This is a genomic window from Streptomyces mangrovi (assembly GCF_900114215.1).
Taxonomy (GTDB): domain Bacteria; phylum Actinomycetota; class Actinomycetes; order Streptomycetales; family Streptomycetaceae; genus Streptomyces; species Streptomyces barkulensis.
On sequence record NZ_FOSG01000004.1, the window covers coordinates 347,477 to 364,866 of the forward strand.

The window sequence follows — 17,390 nt, forward strand, 5'->3', positions numbered from 1 at the left end:
TCGAACAAAGGGCGGTGATCGCCCGGGGTTGCCGGGGCGGGAGGGCGTGGACCGGTGACGGAACAGGGAGGGCTTTCCCCTCGCCCCGGTTCATCCCTGGGCGAGGAAGTACTCCATCAGCCGCGCCGCGGTCACCGCGCCCACCGTCCGCGTCCGCTCACCGTCGTTCTCCACCACCGCCACCAGCGGTGTGTGCGTCGTGGCCATCAACGCGGCGATCCGAACGGCACTGGTGTCACGGCCGACCACGGCGGGGACGGTACCGCGCCGGGGGATCCACTGCGCCACCGTGAGCCCGTCGAGCCTCTCCGCCAGGTGCTCGACATGGTCGTCCCGCAGGACATCCACCAGAACCGGTTCGTTCAGGACGAAGTCCGGCACGGCGGCCCTCAGCAGCTGTGACCCGGGCACCACCGCGTACGGCTGCTCCTCGGGATCCACCACCAGCAGTGCCGGCAGGCGTCGCTCCGCGAACAGCCGGGCCGCCGCCATCGCGTCGTCATCGGTCGACACCCACGGATAGGGATCCGCCAGATCGTAGGCACGCACAGCTCGGCCACCTCGCTTTCCCGGTCGGCACAGGCGCACAGGAGAAAGGCCGGGGCTCAGGCGCACGGCATGCGCTTCGCGGCCTCTGCGTCTCATTGTCCCGCCTCCGCGTCGGTAACGGCCGGCGAGAGGGCGGTGTCCCCGGCATCGGCCGGACCGCCCGGGACTTCCCCGGGCGGTCCGGCCGGGCGGACACGAGCCCCTTGAGGCGGGGCCTAGAAGGCCGACACCCAGTACGGTTCGAGCGTCATGGTGCCGTTGCCCCGCGCGCCCCTGAACGAGCCCGTGCTGTTCCGGGCGAGGGTGTACCAGGAGTCCACGTAGTCGGGATCGTCGGTCCACCAGTCGTCGGGCATGGCGTCCAGCACGGCGTTGACCAGGGGGACGTAGGCGCCCATGTCGATGATGGTGAGCAGGGCGCCGGCGAGGGCCTTGGCGAGTGACCGGTAGTTGGTGCTGGTGTCCTCCTCCATCATCACGACGTCGGCGAGGTTGTACTTGTAGTACGACCAGTTCACCAGGATCTGGTTGGGCTGGTAGGTCCTGCCGTCCTCGTCCAGGTACGGCATGTCGACCGGGTCGACGCGTACCTTGCCGTCCGGGCCGAAACCGGTCACCAGCGAGAAGATCTCGGCATCGCCCTTGATCCAGGGCTCCTCGTCGTCGGACAGCCTCACGGAGGTGATACGGCTTGTCCAGAAACCATCGCTCGCGGTGCTCACGGAGTCCGCCGGGCCGGTTGTGGAGAGGCCGTGCCGGGCGAGTTCCTCGCGCAGGACGGCCATGCCCGCGGTGACGGCCCGCTCCGCGTCGACGCCGACCACGTAGACGGGGCGTTCGGGGAGCCGGTGCGCGTCCAGTGTGTGGGTGCGGCCCGCGCTGTCGTAGGCGGTGACCGTCGTGGCGCTGTCGTCGGCGGGGGCGGCCGCCACCAGCGGTTCGGCTCCGGCCTCGAGCGCCTTGCGCATCGACTCGTCGGCGAGGCGGAGTCGCAGCAGGGGGCCGGCCTCGGCGCCGAGTCCCTTGGCCGCCGCGATGTCCCGGTCGGCGTCGGCGACCACCGATCGGAAGTCCTTCCCGGCAGGTGAGGACGCCTTCCTCGCGAGGTCGCCGAGACCGACTCCGTCCGAGGCGAGGGCGGCCTCCTCGATCCGGGTCTGCCAGGCGGGGTCGGAGAGGGAGGCGGCCAGTGAGCGGGCGGTGCCGTCCTCGATCGCGGTGACGGTTGCGGGCCCCCGGGATGTGCCGGGCGGCGGGGAGGCCGAGGCGACTCCCTGGACGGTGCCGAGGCCGAGGGCGAGGAGGGCGGCGCACACGACTGTGTTCCTGAACCGGTGTCTGACCACGCGGGTCTCCTGTGGAGGGACGGGGTGGATGGGTAAGGGGCGGTACACGGACGCGAGCGGCTTCTTCTATGCGGGTAGAAGCCGCCGCGTGGCCCAGAATGACGATGACATGCCAAAGCGGCAAGGGGCGGAATCAAGACATCCCCGGCCCCGGCCGGGAGACCCCGGAGGTGCCGCGAAATCCCCGCCGCCCTTCCCGCGGTCCCGTTCCGAAGCTGCGGCGAAGGCGTGTGTGTCCATGGGAGGGCCGCTGTCGCGCGGTGTCCTGTGTATCGTCACCGCAAAGCGCTCATATGCCTCATAATGTATGTAGAGGAGCGATCGGTGCCGACTGGTGCTGCGCACACAGGGCGGGGTGCGCTGCGCGTGCTCGTCCGCGAGGTGCGTGACGGCCTGTACGGCAGGCAGGTGGCCCTGGTCGCGGCGGGAATCTCCTTCTTCGGAATGATCTCCGTCGTCTCCCTGGCGCTGCTCCTGCTCCGGCTGTGCGCGCTCGCGATCGGCATGGACGGCACCCGGCAGGCCGTGGCGCAGATCGCGGACGCGCTTCCCCACGGACACGGGGTCCAGACGGGACTGCGCACCCTGGCCGAGGCGGCGGTCCGGCTGTCCTGGCCCGCTCTCGCCATCGCCCTGGTGCCCGCCACCGTGTACGGCGAAGGGCTGCGCCGGGGATTTCTGCAGCTGTCCCCGATGGCGGCGGAGGAGGACACGTTCACCGGCTGGCGGGGCAGGCTGGGGCTGATGCCCGCAGTCGTGGCGGCCCCGCTGCTGATGGGTGTCGTCCTGTACGCCGGCCCGCCGCTGGCCCGACTGGCCGAAGCCGGCGGCCGGCACGCCGCCCTGTCCGCCTTTCTCGCCTTCCACCTGCTGTGGGTCCTGCTCTCCACGGAAGTTCTCCTGGTCTTCCGATTCGTCGGCGTCGGCGCCGCCGCTCCCCGGGCGACGGTCCCGGCCGCGTTCGTGACGGGGGCTTTCCTGTGCGGTTTCCTCGGCGGCTTCGTGGTGTTCCTGGCCATCCCGGTCGACTGGAGCCTGCCGTTCGGCGGACTCGTCGTCCCCGGCGTCACCGTGGCACTGGGCCTGTGGCTGTACCTGCTGCACGCGGTCCTGCTCGTCGGCTACCAGCTGATGCTCTGCCTGGACAGCCGCACGGAACCCCTTCTCGCGATGTTCCGCCCTCTCCGGAGGAGCCGGGTACCGGGCGATCGCCCGGCCGGTGAGCCGGCCCCTCGGCCGCGGTCCGAAGCGCCCGCGGCCGCGAGGCAGCGCTTTCGCGGCCGCGGGGCGGTGTCCACAGGATCCGGCAAGCGCGGCCGCGACGACGCCCTGGCCCGGTGGGCCGGGCTTCACGGCGGGTATGACCCCTCCGGCAGCGCTCTGGCCTCGGCGTGGGTGGTGCTGGTCCAGCGCTGCGCCTCCACGCGCCCGCTCCGCGCCCTGCCGCCCGACCTTCTCTCACTGGCGGGGCCCCTCGCGGCCGCCGCCGCCGTGGCACCGGCGGCCGAGGGCGGCCACTGGCCGCTGGCCGCCTGCGCGCTCGTCGTCCTGTCGGGCCTGTTCGACGGGCTGGACGGCGCGGTCGCCGCGATCACCGGCCGGGCCCGCCCACTGGGCGCCGTGGTGGACGCCCTGGCCGACCGGGTGGCGGACCTTCTGCTCGTCGCGGTCCTGTACGTCCTGGGGGCGCCGGCCTCCTGGTGCCTGGCGGCCGCTTTCCTGACCCAGCTGCACGAGTACGTCCGGGCCCGGGCCAACGCGGCGGGAATGCGCGGGGTCGGGACGCTGAGCGTCGCCGAACGACCGCTGCGGGTGGTGCTGTGCGCGGTCGCCTGCCTGGGCAGCGGCCTGCTGCCCGACGGCACGCCGGGGACGGGCTGGAACTGGGCGACGGTGTGCGCGGTGTGCTGGACGGCGGCCGGAGCCGTCGGCCTCCCGCAACTGGCGGCCGGGGTGGCGCGGGCACTGAGATAGCGGCTCCGCGCGGTCAGACGCCACCGATCTGGGCCGCGGCGATCTCCGCCGACAGCGCCACCAGCGGAAGGCCGCCGCCGGGGTGGGCGGATCCGCCGACGAGGAAGAGCCCGGGGACGGGGGAGCGGTTGGCCGGCCGGAGAAGAGCGGCGCGCAGACCGTTGGAGGAGGTGCCGTAGATGGCACCGCCCGGGCTTTCGGTCTCGCGTTCCAGGTCGAAGGGGCTGCGGGCCTCGTACCACAGCAGGCGCGGGCGCACGTCCGTCCCGCGGGCGGCCATGACGTCCAGGATCCGCTCGGCGTAGGACTCCTTGAGCCCCGGGACGGTCCAGTCGACGGTGCCGGGCGCCGCCCGCGTGGCATGCCGGGGGGCGTTGACCAGGACGAACCACGCCTCGTGCGCGTCATCGGGACGCAGCGCGGCGTCGTCCGGCGCGCTGATGTACACCGCCGGGTCGGCGGCGGGACGGGCCCGGGCACCGAAGACGGCGTCGAACTCCGCGTCGTAGTCCGCCGGAAACAGGACCCGGTGGTGGGGTGTCCGGGGATCCCGCCCGCGCAGCGCGAGCAGGAGAACGAACCCGGACAGCGAGGGCCGCGCCCGCGTGAGGGCGCCCAGGGGCCGGCGCCCGCGCCGGTCCGCCGCCAGACGTCCGTAGAGGACCGCGGCGTCGACGCCGGAGACGACGACGTCCGCCGCCGCCGCGCCGCCGTCCGCCATGCGGACGGCGGTGACACCCCGGCCCGAGGTGTCCACCGCCGCGACCTCGCAGCCGTAACGGAACCGCACCCCCAGCTCGGCGCAGCGCCGCTCCACGGCCTCGGCCAGCAGGCGCAGACCGCCGGGAACGTACCAGCTGCCGTAGTGCTGCTCCACGTACGGGACCACCGCCATGACGCCGGGCACGCGCCGGGGATCGGAGCCGCTGTAGGTGGCGTAGCGCTCCAGCCACATGCGCAGCCGGGGATCACGCAGATACCGCTGGCCGGTGCCCCGCAGGGTGCGCCAGGGAGCGACGGCGGCCAGGCCGCGGAGACGGACCGCGTGGCGCAGCAGTCCCGCCGGTCCGTCGAGCGGCCGCCGCAGCACGTCCTCGCCCACCAGCCGCCACAGCTCGCCGGAGGCCGCGTACAGCCGGGCCCATTGCGCTCCGGCCCCTTCACCCAGGGCATCGTCCAGCGCGCCGGGCACCAGGCGCGGGTCACCGGGCATCGCCAGGCGGGTCCCGTCGGCGAACCGGTAGACGCAGGCCGGCTCCACCGGCCTCAGCGGTACGCAGCGCTCCAGGGGGGCGCCGGTGTCCGCGAACAGCCGGCGGTAGACCTCGGGCATGGTCAGCAGCGACGGCCCGGTGTCGAAGACGAAACCGTCCCGGCGCACGGTGCCGAGCTTGCCCCCGCACACGGCCGCTCGCTCGTACACGGTGACCCGGTGCCCCTGCCGGGCCAGCCGGGCGGCAGCCGCCAGGGCGCCCATACCGGCACCGATCACGGCGACGCGGGCCACCTCAGCGCCCCCCTCGCAGCGGTCTGCCCTTCCACGTCAGGGTGGAGCGGCGATGACCGAGCCAGGACCGCGCCGTCAGCGCCACCAGCAGGCCCACGGACACCGGGTGGGCCAGCGCGTCCGGCCAGCACCGCCCGCCCGTGCGCCGCGCGGTCAGCGCCCGCCCCGCCACGGCCGCGGCGTATCCGGCCGCACCCCATCGCGACCCCCGCAGCGCCGCCAGCGGGGGCAGCACATAAGCCCAGGCCAGGAGGGCGCACACCGCCGCCGCGCCACCGCCGGACCCGAACGCCGCCCACAGGGACTTGCCGTACCCCTCACGCAGATCGCGCCAGTCGTCGTACATCCGGCACCGCGCGATCCGGCTGCCGTCCACGATCCCGCCCCGTCCACCGGCCCGCTTCAGCGCCCGGATGAGCGCCATGTCCTCCAGGACCTCGTCGGTGACCGCGGCGAAACCGCCGCAGCCGTGCAGGGCGGCGGCGTCCACGACGAGGAACTGGCCGTTCGCCGCGGACAGCGCCGGCCGGGGCGAGGTCTCCGCCCGCCGCAGCGGCAACGCCGTGAGCCACGACCACTGCAGCAGCGGCTGGACGAGCCGGTTGGCGGAACCCTCGGCGACCTGGCGGGGGAAGGGGGAGACCAGGTCGAGTCCGGCCGAGCGCAGCAGGGCGACCGAGGAGGCCACCGCATGCGGCGCGAGCACCACGTCCGCGTCCACGAAGACCAGTACGCCGCCCCGCGCGAGCGACGCGAGCTGATGGCAGGCGTGGGCCTTGCCCGGGGCGCCGGGCTTCGGCGCCGTGCCGCGCACGACCCGGGCGTGCCGGTACGGTCCGCACAGACGGCGGACCACGTCGCCGGTGCCGTCGGTGGACTGGTCGTCGAGCACGATGACCTCCGCCCGGGGCACCCGTTCCTGCGCCAGCAGGGACCGCAGCGCGGGGCCGACACGCCCGGCCTCGTCGCGCACCGGCATCAGGAGGGACACGTGCTCGGCCGCAGGCGGCGGGTCCACCGGCGGGGTCCGCAGGGCCCTGCTGTTCCAGACGCTGTGCACGGCACCGGCGACCGCCAGCACCGACCCCGCCGCGACCGCCGCCCGCGCGAGACCGGGCCGGCTCACCCCCGTCTCCCGGCGGCACCCGCCACCCGCAGGGCCAGCGGCACGGCGACCAGGCCCATCAGCACTCCCCCCACCAGAGCGACCTGCGGGCGGCCGAAGAAGACCAGACAGGCCGTCACCGAGGAGGCGTAGGTCCACAGGTACAGCACGACAGCCGGACCACCGGGCGCACCGCTCCCGGCGGGCCGCCGCACTGGGCGCCGGGAGACGGCGTCCACGACGGCGACCATGGCCACGGACACGGCCACCCACCCGGCGAAGTTGGTCAGCGGCACACCCTCCACGCCGGGAAGCCCCGGGTGGGAGTCCGACCAGACCCAGTGACCGGCGTCGACCATCTGCGGGTCGAGGAAGACGTCCCAGGACGCCAGCGCCCATCCTCCGACCACCGCCGTCCGCACCCGGGACGCGGGCGCCCCGGCACGCCTGCGGTCCCCGGCCAGTACGCGCCCCGCCTCCAGAGCGGGCCAGGCCATCATGATCCAGGCGAGAGGCACCACCACCGGCACCCCCGCCAGGCTCGGCCCCAGAGAACCCGTGTAGTGGTAGGAGCCGAACGGAAAACCCGTACGCACCCCCACGGCCTCCACCGCCAGGCCCCCCAGCCCCGCCACCGTGAACAGCGCCAGCGGGCCCCGCACGCCGTGCCGCAGCGCGGCTGCCGTGAGGGACGCCAGGCAGAAGACCGCCACACCGGCGACGGTGAGCGCATCGCGCCACGGACCGGACACGAGCGGGTAAGGAATCTGGCACAGCACGGCGGCCACGGCCAGGGCCCAGGCCGCCCGCCGGCCGGCTTCGAGCCCGCGGCGCAGCGCCGGCCGTTCCTGTACCCGAACCATGCGACGAGCATAGGGAGACGACCCGGCCCCACCGCCGAGGCGGCGAGACCGGCACCGCGGGCTTCACCGGTACGGACCACACGACGGCGCGGCGCCCGTGGACACCCGGTGCGGTTCGCCCGCCGGTTCCCCGCCGGGTGTCAGGTTCCCCTTCGGCGGTCCGGGCCGTATCCGGTCTCCGGGCGCGGTGCGGCGTACCGGGGCGTCACTCACCCCGCCGGGGCCGGTGCGCCGGACGTGGAACTCCGGCTCCCCGCCCCGGCCGGGATCGTCGGCCAGGTGGTACGGACGCCAGGTGTGCGGCGGACGTGCGGACTCCGGCGCGGTGTGCCGGCCCGCCCGGTACCGGAAGGTCTCCCGCGACCGGACGGCGAAGGCCGTCGCCCGGGCGGGGCGGGGACCTTCGGCCCGGGAGGGGAGACCACTGGACCCTGTGGACCCGTGACGCGGCCGTGCTGAAGTGTCCCGGCCGGGTGTGCCCGGTGTCCCGGCCGTCTCCGCTTCCCCGCGGCCGGCGGCCGTACCGGCCGGTGCGGACGGCATCGCGGCGGCGGGCCGTGCCCGGGTATTCGGCAGGAGCCGGCGGGTATTTCGAGTACCGACGCCGCTGCTCTCCCGGTCCGTGCGCGCCGGCGCCGGTGCCCGGGCCCTCTCGGACCCGGCAGAGGCGATAGAACTGAGACAACAGACAGAAGCAACAGACAGAAGCAACAGAACCGGCAGGCCCGACCGGCCCCTTGGCGAACCTGCCGGCCCCGGCCGAAGCGAGCGGCGTCACCGAGGCCGGGAGACGCGGAAGGCCCCTTGCCGGCGGCCTTCCGGGACGGGAGAGCGAGAGGAGTGACCTGATGACCGCCGAGGAGGACGGCTTCGCCGCCCGCCCTCGGAGCATCCGCCGCCCGGCGCGGCGCCGTCACCCGGCCGGGTTCCGCCGCACCACGTCCCCACCCTGCCGCCGTCCTGCGCGCAAAGGAGCAACCGATCATGGTCCAGCAGCCACCCGGCACGGCCCCGCCGCACGCCCTCGAACCGGTGGCCGACGTTCACCTGCGCGGTGCGGCGCAGGTGGCCGGGCTCCTCGGCGTGGACCCGTCCGCAGGCCTGTCCGCGCAGGAGGCGCAGCGGCGGGCCACCGCCTGGGGCACCAACTCGCTGGCCGAACCCGCCCGCCGGTCGCAGCTGCTGCGCCTGCTGGACCAGTTCCGCAGCTGGCTGATCGGCATTCTGCTCGCCGCCGCGGTCATCGCCGGCATCATCGGCGAGATCAAGGACGCCATCGTCATCACCGCCGTCCTCTTCCTCAACGCCGTCATCGGCTACCTGCAGGAACGCCGTGCCGAGCGCAGCCTGGAGGCACTGCGGCAGATGCTGGTGCCCACCGCCCGGGTGCGCCGTGACGGACGGGTGCAGGTGGTCCAGGCCCGCACCCTGGTGCCCGGTGACGTGGTCCTGCTCGAAGCCGGCGACCGCATCCCGGCCGACGGCCGCCTGGTGGTCGCGGAGTCCGTCGAGGCCGCCGAGGCCACACTGACCGGCGAGTCCCACCCCGTCGCCAAGTCGACCGCCCCCGCCCCGGCCGACGGCGAGGACCCGGTGCCCGTCGCCGAACGCACCGGCATGCTGTTCATGAACACAGCCGTGACCCGCGGACGCGCCGAGATGGTCGTGACCGCCACCGGCATGCGCACCGAGGTCGGCCGGATCGCCGCGGCCCTGCGCACCGGCACCGAACCGCCCAGCCCGCTGCAGGTGCAGATGGACAGCCTGGGCCGGCGCCTGGCCCTGATCAGCGGCATCGCGGTGGCCGCCTACGCGATCGCCTCCCTGGTACGCGGAGAGGATCTGGCCGACCTCGCTCTGCGCGCCGTGGCACTGGCGGTCGCCGCGATCCCCGAAGGCCTGCCCGCCGTCCTCGCGCTCACCCTGGCCCTGGGCGTGCACCGGATGGCCCGCCGGGGCGCCATCGTCAAGCGCCTGGCCTCCGTGGAGGCCCTCGGCTCCGCGACCGTGGTGTGCAGTGACAAGACCGGCACCCTGACCCTGAACGAGATGACCGCCCGGGCCCTGTGGTCGGCCGGGCGCTTCTACGAGGTGACCGGCGACGGCTACGGCACCGCCGGCAGCGTGCGCCCGGCCGGCACCGGACCGGCGGCCGCGGACCCGCGGGAGGCGGCCCTGCCGTTCGCGCTGTGCAACGACGCCCGTCTCACCGGCGACGACATCATCGGGGACCCCACCGAGGCCGCCGTGCTCGTGCTCGCCGCCAAGACCGGCCTCGACCCCGAGACGCTGCGCACCCGCACACCGCGAACCGGCGAGGTGCCCTTCGATCCGGCCGTCAAGTACATGGCCACCTTCCACACCGAGGCCGACGGGTCCACCCGCATCCACGCCAAGGGCGCCGTCGACGTCCTGCTGGACCGCTGCACCCACCTCCTGACCGAGCGGGGCCCCGTCCCCATGGACGACGAGCGGCGCCGGGAGGTCATGGCCGCCGCCACCCGGCTGGGCGGACAGGGCCTGCGCGTCCTGGGCGCGGCCACCGCCACCACCGGCCGGTCGCAGCCGCGACAGGTGGCGGGGCTGACCCTGACGGCGGTCGCCGGGATCGCCGACCCGCCCCGCGCCCAGGCCCGCGACGCCGTCGCCCTGGCCCAGGACGCCGGCGTCACCGTCAAGATGATCACCGGGGACCATGCCGACACCGCCGCCGCCATCGCCCGCGAACTCGGCATCACCGGCGATGTCGTCACCGGCGCCGAACTGGCCCGGATGAGCGACGAGGAACTCGCCTCGCGCGTCGACGGGATCGGGATCTTCGCCCGCGTCGCCCCCGAACACAAGGTCACCATCGTCCGCGCCCTCGCGCAGCGCGGCCACATCGTGGCCATGACCGGCGACGGGGTCAACGACGCCGCCGCCCTGCGCGCCGCGCACATCGGCGTCGCCATGGGCATCACCGGTACCGATGTCGCCAAGGAAGCCGCCGACATGGTGCTGACCGACGACGACTTCTCCACCATCGTCCGGGCGGTGCGCGAGGGCCGTTCCATCTACGACAACATCACCACCTTCGTCCGCTTCCAGCTGTCCACCAACGTCGGCGCCATCCTCACCCTGCTCGCCACCGTGCTGGCCGGGCTGCCCGCCCCCATGACCGCGATCCAGCTGCTGTGGGTCAACATCATCATGGACGGGCCGCCCGCCATGGCCCTGGGCATCGACCCGCCGCGGGACGGCATCATGCGCCGTCCGCCCCGGCCGCCCGGCGAGCGCATCCTGGGAGCCCGCCGGCTGGGCGCCATCGCCCGCGCCGGCGCGATCATGGCCACCGGCACACTGGCCGTCTTCGCGGTGGCCCGGGACCTCACCGATTCCGCGACCGCCGCGACCATGGCCTTCACCACGTTCGTGCTCTTCCAGTTGTTCAACGCGCTGAACGCACGCAGCGAGGACGGTCCCGTCCTCGGCCGCCACCAGCTGCGCAACCGCACTCTGTGGGCCAGCCTGGCGGCCGTCCTCGTGCTGCAGGCCGTCGCCGTGCAGGTCCCCTTCGCCCACGGTGTCTTCGACACCGTCTCCCTCACGCCCGTGCAATGGGGCGTGTGCCTGGCCACCGCCTCCACCGTGCTGCTGGCGGAGCACCTCTGGCGCGTCCTGCGGGCGGGGCGGGGCCACGCGGCGCGGCGCGGCGGGTAAGGCCTCTGCGCCGGGCCCGGCCGCGGACACGACCGGGCCCGGCGCCGGGCGTCCCGGGCTCAGCCGGCCAGCGAGCCGGCGAAGATCTGCCAGGCCAGAAGCGACTTCGCCACGAGGCTGAGGACCAGATAGGCCTTCTCGCCGTACGCGTAGTCGGACCACCGGCCGACTCCGCGGTACTGGAGCCACTGGTTGAGACCGAAACTGAAGAACAGGGCGGCCTGGACGAGGACGATCCCGTACACGAAGCCGGGGACGGTCTCGGCCGCGACGATGTTGTACGCGATCGAGATCCACGGCGTCACGCCCACCAGCGTCCCGAACCAGAAGGGAAGCATCGTGGTCGTCACCCGCCCCGGCGGGTTCGTCATCTCCTCGACCCAGCCGAACAGGATCATCCCGACATTGGCTCCGATGACGGCGATGACGGCGTTGACGTTGGTGATGCCCGAGTAGAAGCCGATGAGGAGGATCATCAGGGTCGCGCTCAGCGCGTACTCCAGCCACCGGAACCGGTTGATGCCGTGCCTGAGGTCGCGTTCGTAGACGCCGCGGAACACCGTCGCCGTCAGCAGATGGTCCAGTGCGGCCAGAGCGAGGAAGACGGCGACGGCCCAGCCGATCGGCACGTCGAACAGCGCTTCGGAGGCGGGCGCCACCGTCCCCGGCGGCCCCTCGGGTACGGAGGAGGTGACGGTGATCGAGAAGCTCCCGGCGAGGAGCACGACCGCCGCGGCCTGGGCCAGGTGCAGCAGTGTGAGCCCCAGATTCCACGCGCGGAGCCCGGCCAGGCGTTCGGCGGTGACACCGGTGGCCACCGCCGTGCCGTCCTGTCTCCTCATGCTTCCTCCCGGGCTCGACGCCACCGCACCTCTGCATGGTCGTACCGGCCCGGGCGGGAACCACGGCAGTCATGGCACCGCCCCGCCGGAAGTCACCGGGGTGGCCCAGGGGACCGCCGCCTCCGTCGCCGACGGGGCGCCGGGACGGACGGAGCCTCCGGGCAACGACGGGGGATTCGAGACGTCAGAGCATGAGCAACAGACGCGTGTTCGGTACGAGTTTCCGGTTCACACTGGTGCTCTGCACGAAGATCGTGAAGTCGTCGTTGTGGTCCGGCTTGACGCGTACTTCCACGTCCGGCAGACCGAGCAGGGCCCGGGCCTCGGGCCCTGCGTACACCCGGTCCGTCTTCTTCTCCAGCACCGCGATCTGCTTTTGCGCCTGGACCTTCTCCGACTTGCTCAGCTGGTAGAAGGCGCCACCGGTGCGGTAGGTGTGCCCGCATTCGACGACCCAGTCCCGGATCGCCGCCTCACGGGCCACCGGTATCAGCTGGTACTTCGACGCGTCCACCGGGGTGAGGCCGGCAGCCTTGATGGTGTCCTTGTTGACCGTCTCCGCCCCCGTGGAGAACACCGCCCGCGATCCCCGGATGCCCTGGGCGCGGCCCACCATGAAGTTCTCGGTGGCCTGCCGGATGACCTGTCCGGCCTCCTCCAGCCCCTGTGTACTCGTGGCGTCCCAGATGGCGATGTTGTCCTTCGGGAAACCGCACTGCATGGCCTCGCGCCTGCCCATCTGGTCCGGTACGAGGACGGCCAGTGTCCAGTTGTCCTCCTGCGTCCTGATCATCTCGGCCACGGCCCGGACCAGCTCACGCGGATTCCTGTCCGGGGCGTCCGGGCAGCGGTGGCTTGCGTTCTCCTGCCCGTCGGTGAGCACGAACGTCAGGAAGCTGTGGTCTCCGTACAGTTGAGCCGTCTGTGCCAGCTCCCGCTGCGACTTCAGCGCGGCCGCCAGCAGAGCCGTCATTCCCCCCACCCGGTACAGCTGCTTCAGCGACGGCATCCGCAGCACGTCCTTGTCGTAGATGACGCACTCCACCCTGTCCGCGAAGACGTACACCGTGACGCGGGTCTCCTGGTCGAGCTCCCGCGACCGGCGGGCCAGGTAGGCGATCTGCTGGTCGGCGACTTCGACGACCTTGTGGCTCAGGTGCGACATGGACGAACTGGCGTCCAGCACGAGAGCGACGTGGTTGATGTAGTTCTGGCTTCCGGACATGACAGCTCCCCCTCTTCTTCCTGCCGACTGGATGCCATCACCGTCTCACCCGCCACTGACAATCGATCATGGTTCTCCGGCCGGGTGGGGAGCCCACCCGGCCGCGCGCCTTCGCCGAGGCCCTGCCGGTCTCGCGGGGGCGGATCTGTGGTGAGCGAAGCCCTACCGCTCCTCGCGTCGGCGCGCGAGGTGGACGGTGATGTCAGCGACGATCCCGACCGTCTCGGGCAGTACTCGCGCGATCCGGCTGAACACCTGCTCGCGCTTCGCGTCCGGCAGCACGAGATACGCCGAGACGGTCGAGAGCTGACCGACGTATTCGGAAGCGCTCACCGTCAACCGCCTTTCGACGACCGACTGTCGGACATCGGTGAACGACGGGGATCGCCGGAGTTCCGTGCCCGGCCACCGCATGGCACATCCCGAGGGCGTCCCGTCGGGGGAGGGGACCTCGTCGTTCTCCAGGAACGGTGCCCGTGCCGTGCGGACGGCCTCTTCCACCATCGGGTCGGCCGGTCGGGCAGATCCGCCGAACGAAGCGAACACGCCGCCCGGTTCCAGCAGTGCGGCCATGCGTGGCCACCGGCCCCGCGGGTTCGTCCAGTGCAGCGCCGCCGCCGCGTAGACCAGCCCGTACTCCCGGTCCGGTCGCAGGTCCTCGAAGGAGGCCTGCACCGTCCTGACGTCCGGCGGTACGTGTTTGCGCAGTTCGGCGAGCATGGCCCCGTCGGGGTCGGTCGCTGTCACCGTGATCCCCTGTTGGGCGAACAGGCGGGTCGCCTTGCCCGTCCCCGCGCCGATCTCGAGCGCGGTCCGGACGGGCCGGCCCGCGTACGCCGTCACCGTGTCGACGAGCTCCACGGGATATCCCGGCCGGAAACGCTCGTATGCTTCCGCGACCTCTCCGAAGCTCAGCGCGCGGTTGGACATGCCGAGCATCCTGACAGACTCGCACTGCCGGCACCCGGCCTTTCCGCGCCGTTCCGGCTGCCGGTGCGGCGGAGCCGCGGTACGGCCGGACCAGGCATCGGACAGTGCGGGCTGCGGTCCCGCGTCGCTTCCCCGGGCCGACGCGCCTGCCCCGGGCCGGCGCAGGCGCGTCGGCCCGGGGCGTCAGGCGGTCGTCCCCGCCCGGCTGACCGGCTGCCGCCGACGCGCCGGAACGAGGGAACCGCCGTCCGGTCCCCGGTGGTCAGGCCGCCAGGAGGCGCACCGGATCGACACCGGCCGTGGTGTGCCGTTCGGCCCAGCTCTCCAGCGCCGAGCGGCAGGCATGGTCCAGATGGTGCAGCCCGGACAGGTCCAGCTCGATCGGGCGGTCCTGGGGAAGGGCCTCCAGAGTGTCGAGGATCTTCGGCAACCGCAGGAAGGTCGCGTTTCCCGACAGGTGCGCCTGGATGGGACCGGCGCCCTTGTCGACGACCTCCAGCTTGACGTGCGAGGCGTCCCAGGCGGTCTTGACGACCGACAGCACCAGGCCGATCAGCACGCCCTCGAACATGTTCACGGCGACGATCGAGACGGCCGTGACCACGAGGATCAGAGCCTCGCCCCGGTTCCCCCGCCACAGGGCGGCGACCCGGCGGAACGGGATCAGTTTCCAGCCCGCGTGCACCAGGATGCCGGCGAGGGCGGGGATCGGGATCAGCGCCAGGGCCGAGGGCAGCAGCGCCGCGAACACCAGCAGCCATACGCCGTGCAGCACTCGTGACGCCTTGGTCCTCGCACCTGCCCGGACGTTGGCCGAGCTGCGCACGATCACCGCGGTCATCGGCAGTGCGCCGAGCACGCCGCACACGGTGTTGCCCGCGCCCTGGGCGATCAGTTCCCGGTCGTACCGGGTCCGCGGGCCGTCGTGCAGCCGGTCCACGGCCGCCGCGCTGAACAGGCTCTCCGCCGAGGCGATCAGGGTGAAGGCGAGGACGGTGCCGATGAACGCCGGATTGGCCAGCTCGGCGAAGGCGTCCGCCCCGGGCGGCTGAATCACGCCGAGCAGACCCTGGACCTCCACCGTGGCGACCGGCAGGGAGAAGACCGCCGAGGCGGCGGTGGCCAGCAGTACCGCCGCGAGCGCGCCGGGCACGGCCCGCGCCCTCCTGGGCATCCGCTGCCACAGCACGACGACGGCGACGGTGCCCGCGCCGACCGCGATCGAGGTGAGCGTCGCGGCGCTGCCGAGGGCGTCGACCAGAGCCTCGGGCATGCCCAGGATCTTGTCGACGCCGCTCTCCGGGGCAGTGGTGCCCGCGGCCGCGTACAGCTGGCCGGCGATGATGACCAGGCCGATGCCGGCGAGCATGCCCTCGACCACGGACAAGGAGATCGCCCGGAACCAGCGGCCGAGGTTGAGCGCGCCCATCCCCAGTTGGAGCAGTCCGGTCGCCAGCACGATCACGCCGAGCGCGGGCAGCCCGAACTGGCCGACGGCACCGAGGACCAGCACGGTCAGGCCTGCGGCGGGGCCGGACACCTGAAGGCTGCTTCCCGGCATGAGACCGGTGACGATGCCGCCGACGATCCCGGTGACCAGGCCGAGTTCGGCCGGAACCCCTGAAGCGACCGCCACGCCGACACACAGCGGGAGCGCCACCAGGAAGACCACCAGGGAGGCGGTGAAGTCCTGTCTCAGATGGGGGAACCCGGTCGTGGCGCGCTTCCCGTCCGCCGTGCCCCTGCCCGCCCTCACAGCGCCTCGAAGGTGTCGGTCTGCGGACGGTGCGCCAGGACCGTGCCGGTGTGTACCTCGTAGTACCAGGCGTGCAGGCTCAGCTCGCCGCTGCCGAGCCTCTCGGCCACGCACGGGTAGGACCGCAGGCGCAGCACCTGGGTCAGGACGTGGTTCTGCACTCCCTCGGAGACGGCCGGGTCCTGAGGGTCTCCCTTGGGGCAGGGAGTGGCGTGGTGGAGCCAGTCGCGCACGGCCGACACGGTGTCCAGGTCGTCGCCGCGGACCAGAGCGCCCACCGCGCCGCAGTGCGAGTGACCGCAGACGACGACGTCCTTCACCCCGAGCACTTCCACGGCGTACTCGATGGTGGCCGCCTCGCTGGTGGGACGCTCGAACGTGTGGGGCGGCACGATGTTGCCCGCGGTGCGCAGCTCGAAGAGTTCGCCGGGGCCGGCGCCCGTGATCAGGGCCGGTACGACCCGGGAGTCGGCGCAGGTGATGAAGAGCACCTGCGGGGTCTGGCCTTCGGCGTGTGCGGCGAATTCCTTCGAACGCTGCCCGAACACGCGGGCATGGTCGATGAAGGGTTGCATGGGGTGAATCCTCCTGGCGCGTCGTGGGGGCGCGTCGGGCACGCACGGTAGGGATCGGGGCGTCTCTCGCCCGTGTCAGCGGCGGAAGGCCTGAAGAGCCGTCGGCGGTATGGAGAGACGTGAGTGTGGGGCATCGGACACGGCCGGCTCGTGGCCGGCCACCGGGTTCCGGGTGGGAAGCGTGTGTCCGAGTACCAGGTGTGTGGGGGCGGAGACGCGGTACCGGCCGCAGGGGTGGAGCGGCTCGGGCGGCGCTCCGGAACTGTCACGGAAGCGAGAAGCCACGCTGTCGTTGCGTGAGGTCTTTCCGTTCACGCGATCTCCGGCTGCGATGCCTTGGCCTCGGCGTGACCGAGGGTGTGTGCGGAAGCGAACGACACGAAGGGGAATGAGGAAGCGAGGGGTGAACGGGGCGGCGGTGACGAACGCGGCCGCATCCCATGGCTCCACACCTCGCAACATACGCCCCTCTCCGGGCAGCGCGTACTTCTCGTCCAGGCCAAGCGTTGGTCAACGACCATTCAAGAAAAACCATATCCCGGTAAAGCGGCTTGCATGAGCAAGTCGACACTTCCGGCCCAAGAGAGCCCGAAAACCGAGGGTCCGATGACGTGAATCCGCCCTGTCACCCCTCGTGCCCGGCCGCTGGGCCCCGCTCGTGGCCGTACGAAGCCGCCCGTGGCCGTACGAAGCCGTACGAAGCCGTACGAAGGAGCCACGGCGATTCCGGGGCACCCGAACATGCTTCACGCGCAAGCGACGAGTTCGTGCGCCGGCCCGGACCGTTGTCCGGGCCGGGATCGGGTCCGGTGACGAGGCCCTGCACACCTGGGCGTTCTCCGAGTACCCCGACGACCGCAGGATCCTGCGCGAGGCCACCGCCCGCCCGGGCGCCGTCGTCCTCGGCCGCCGTCTGTTCGACATCGTCGACGGGCCGAACGGCTGGGACGGCACCTCCGGCTACGGCGCCGGAGAGGCCGGCAAGCCCGCGTTCGCCGTCTTGCGGAGAGCCAGGGGGA

The 17,390-nt window shown here is 72.8% G+C and carries 12 protein-coding genes and 1 pseudogene; 3 read left to right on the forward strand and 10 right to left on the reverse strand.

Going from position 1 to position 17,390, the window contains the following annotated elements; translation table 11 throughout:
• Positions 1-90 precede the first annotated feature (90 nt).
• Complete coding sequence (locus BM237_RS08110; RefSeq protein ID WP_093848834.1) at positions 91-549, reverse strand: CBS domain-containing protein; 459 nt, start codon at positions 547-549, stop codon at positions 91-93.
• Between the two features lie 215 nt (positions 550-764).
• Positions 765-1,865, reverse strand: a complete 1,101-nt coding sequence (locus BM237_RS08115; RefSeq protein ID WP_245793484.1) for a DUF3103 family protein — start codon at positions 1,863-1,865, stop codon at positions 765-767.
• Positions 1,866-2,219: 354 nt separating this feature from the next.
• Here BM237_RS08115 and BM237_RS08120 point away from each other — a divergent pair, with 354 nt between their 5' ends.
• Positions 2,220-3,869 carry a YhjD/YihY/BrkB family envelope integrity protein gene (locus BM237_RS08120; protein WP_175540926.1) on the forward strand — a complete coding sequence of 550 codons (1,650 nt, stop codon included), beginning with the start codon at positions 2,220-2,222 and terminating at the stop codon, positions 3,867-3,869.
• Positions 3,870-3,882: 13 nt separating this feature from the next.
• Here BM237_RS08120 and BM237_RS08125 read toward each other — a convergent pair whose 3' ends face one another.
• The 3 genes from BM237_RS08125 to BM237_RS08135 are packed head-to-tail and all read right to left on the reverse strand — an operon-like array spanning position 3,883 to position 7,344.
• Positions 3,883-5,376: a phytoene desaturase family protein gene (locus BM237_RS08125; protein WP_093848837.1), complete on the reverse strand. Its 1,494-nt coding sequence runs from the start codon at positions 5,374-5,376 to the stop codon at positions 3,883-3,885.
• 1 nt (position 5,377) lies between these two features.
• Positions 5,378-6,502, reverse strand: coding sequence for a glycosyltransferase family 2 protein (locus tag BM237_RS08130; RefSeq protein ID WP_093848838.1), 1,125 nt, complete (start codon positions 6,500-6,502; stop codon positions 5,378-5,380).
• A complete protein-coding gene (locus BM237_RS08135; protein ID WP_093848839.1) occupies positions 6,499-7,344 on the reverse strand; it encodes a carotenoid biosynthesis protein in 846 nt (281 codons plus the stop codon). Before BM237_RS08135 ends, BM237_RS08130 begins: the two co-directional genes overlap by 4 nt.
• A gap of 984 nt (positions 7,345-8,328) precedes the next feature.
• On the opposite strand from BM237_RS08135, the gene BM237_RS08145 reads away from it, so the two are divergent.
• Positions 8,329-11,043: a cation-translocating P-type ATPase gene (locus BM237_RS08145; protein ID WP_093848840.1), complete on the forward strand. Its 2,715-nt coding sequence runs from the start codon at positions 8,329-8,331 to the stop codon at positions 11,041-11,043.
• A 59-nt stretch (positions 11,044-11,102) separates the two neighbouring features.
• On the opposite strand, the gene heR is transcribed toward BM237_RS08145, so the two are convergent.
• The 5 genes from heR to BM237_RS08170 form a co-directional block, all read right to left on the reverse strand.
• On the reverse strand, positions 11,103-11,885 hold the full coding sequence (gene heR / locus BM237_RS08150; RefSeq protein WP_175540927.1) for a heliorhodopsin HeR: 783 nt from the start codon (positions 11,883-11,885) through the stop codon (positions 11,103-11,105).
• Positions 11,886-12,069: 184 nt separating this feature from the next.
• Positions 12,070-13,110, reverse strand: coding sequence for a vWA domain-containing protein (locus BM237_RS08155; protein WP_093848841.1), 1,041 nt, complete (start codon positions 13,108-13,110; stop codon positions 12,070-12,072).
• A 162-nt stretch (positions 13,111-13,272) separates the two neighbouring features.
• Complete coding sequence (locus BM237_RS08160; RefSeq protein WP_093848924.1) at positions 13,273-14,040, reverse strand: class I SAM-dependent methyltransferase; 768 nt, start codon at positions 14,038-14,040, stop codon at positions 13,273-13,275.
• 262 nt (positions 14,041-14,302) lie between these two features.
• Positions 14,303-15,796, reverse strand: a complete 1,494-nt coding sequence (locus tag BM237_RS08165; RefSeq protein WP_093848842.1) for a SulP family inorganic anion transporter — start codon at positions 15,794-15,796, stop codon at positions 14,303-14,305.
• Positions 15,793-16,371 (reverse strand): carbonic anhydrase, encoded by a 579-nt coding sequence (locus tag BM237_RS08170; protein ID WP_093848843.1) that lies wholly within the window; start codon positions 16,369-16,371, stop codon positions 15,793-15,795. The genes BM237_RS08165 and BM237_RS08170 overlap by 4 nt, the downstream gene beginning before the upstream one ends.
• 741 nt (positions 16,372-17,112) lie before the next feature.
• Between BM237_RS08170 and BM237_RS29780 the strand changes: the two are divergent.
• A pseudogene (locus BM237_RS29780) lies at positions 17,113-17,383 on the forward strand (hypothetical protein); the annotation flags it as partial.
• Positions 17,384-17,390: the final 7 nt, after the last annotated feature.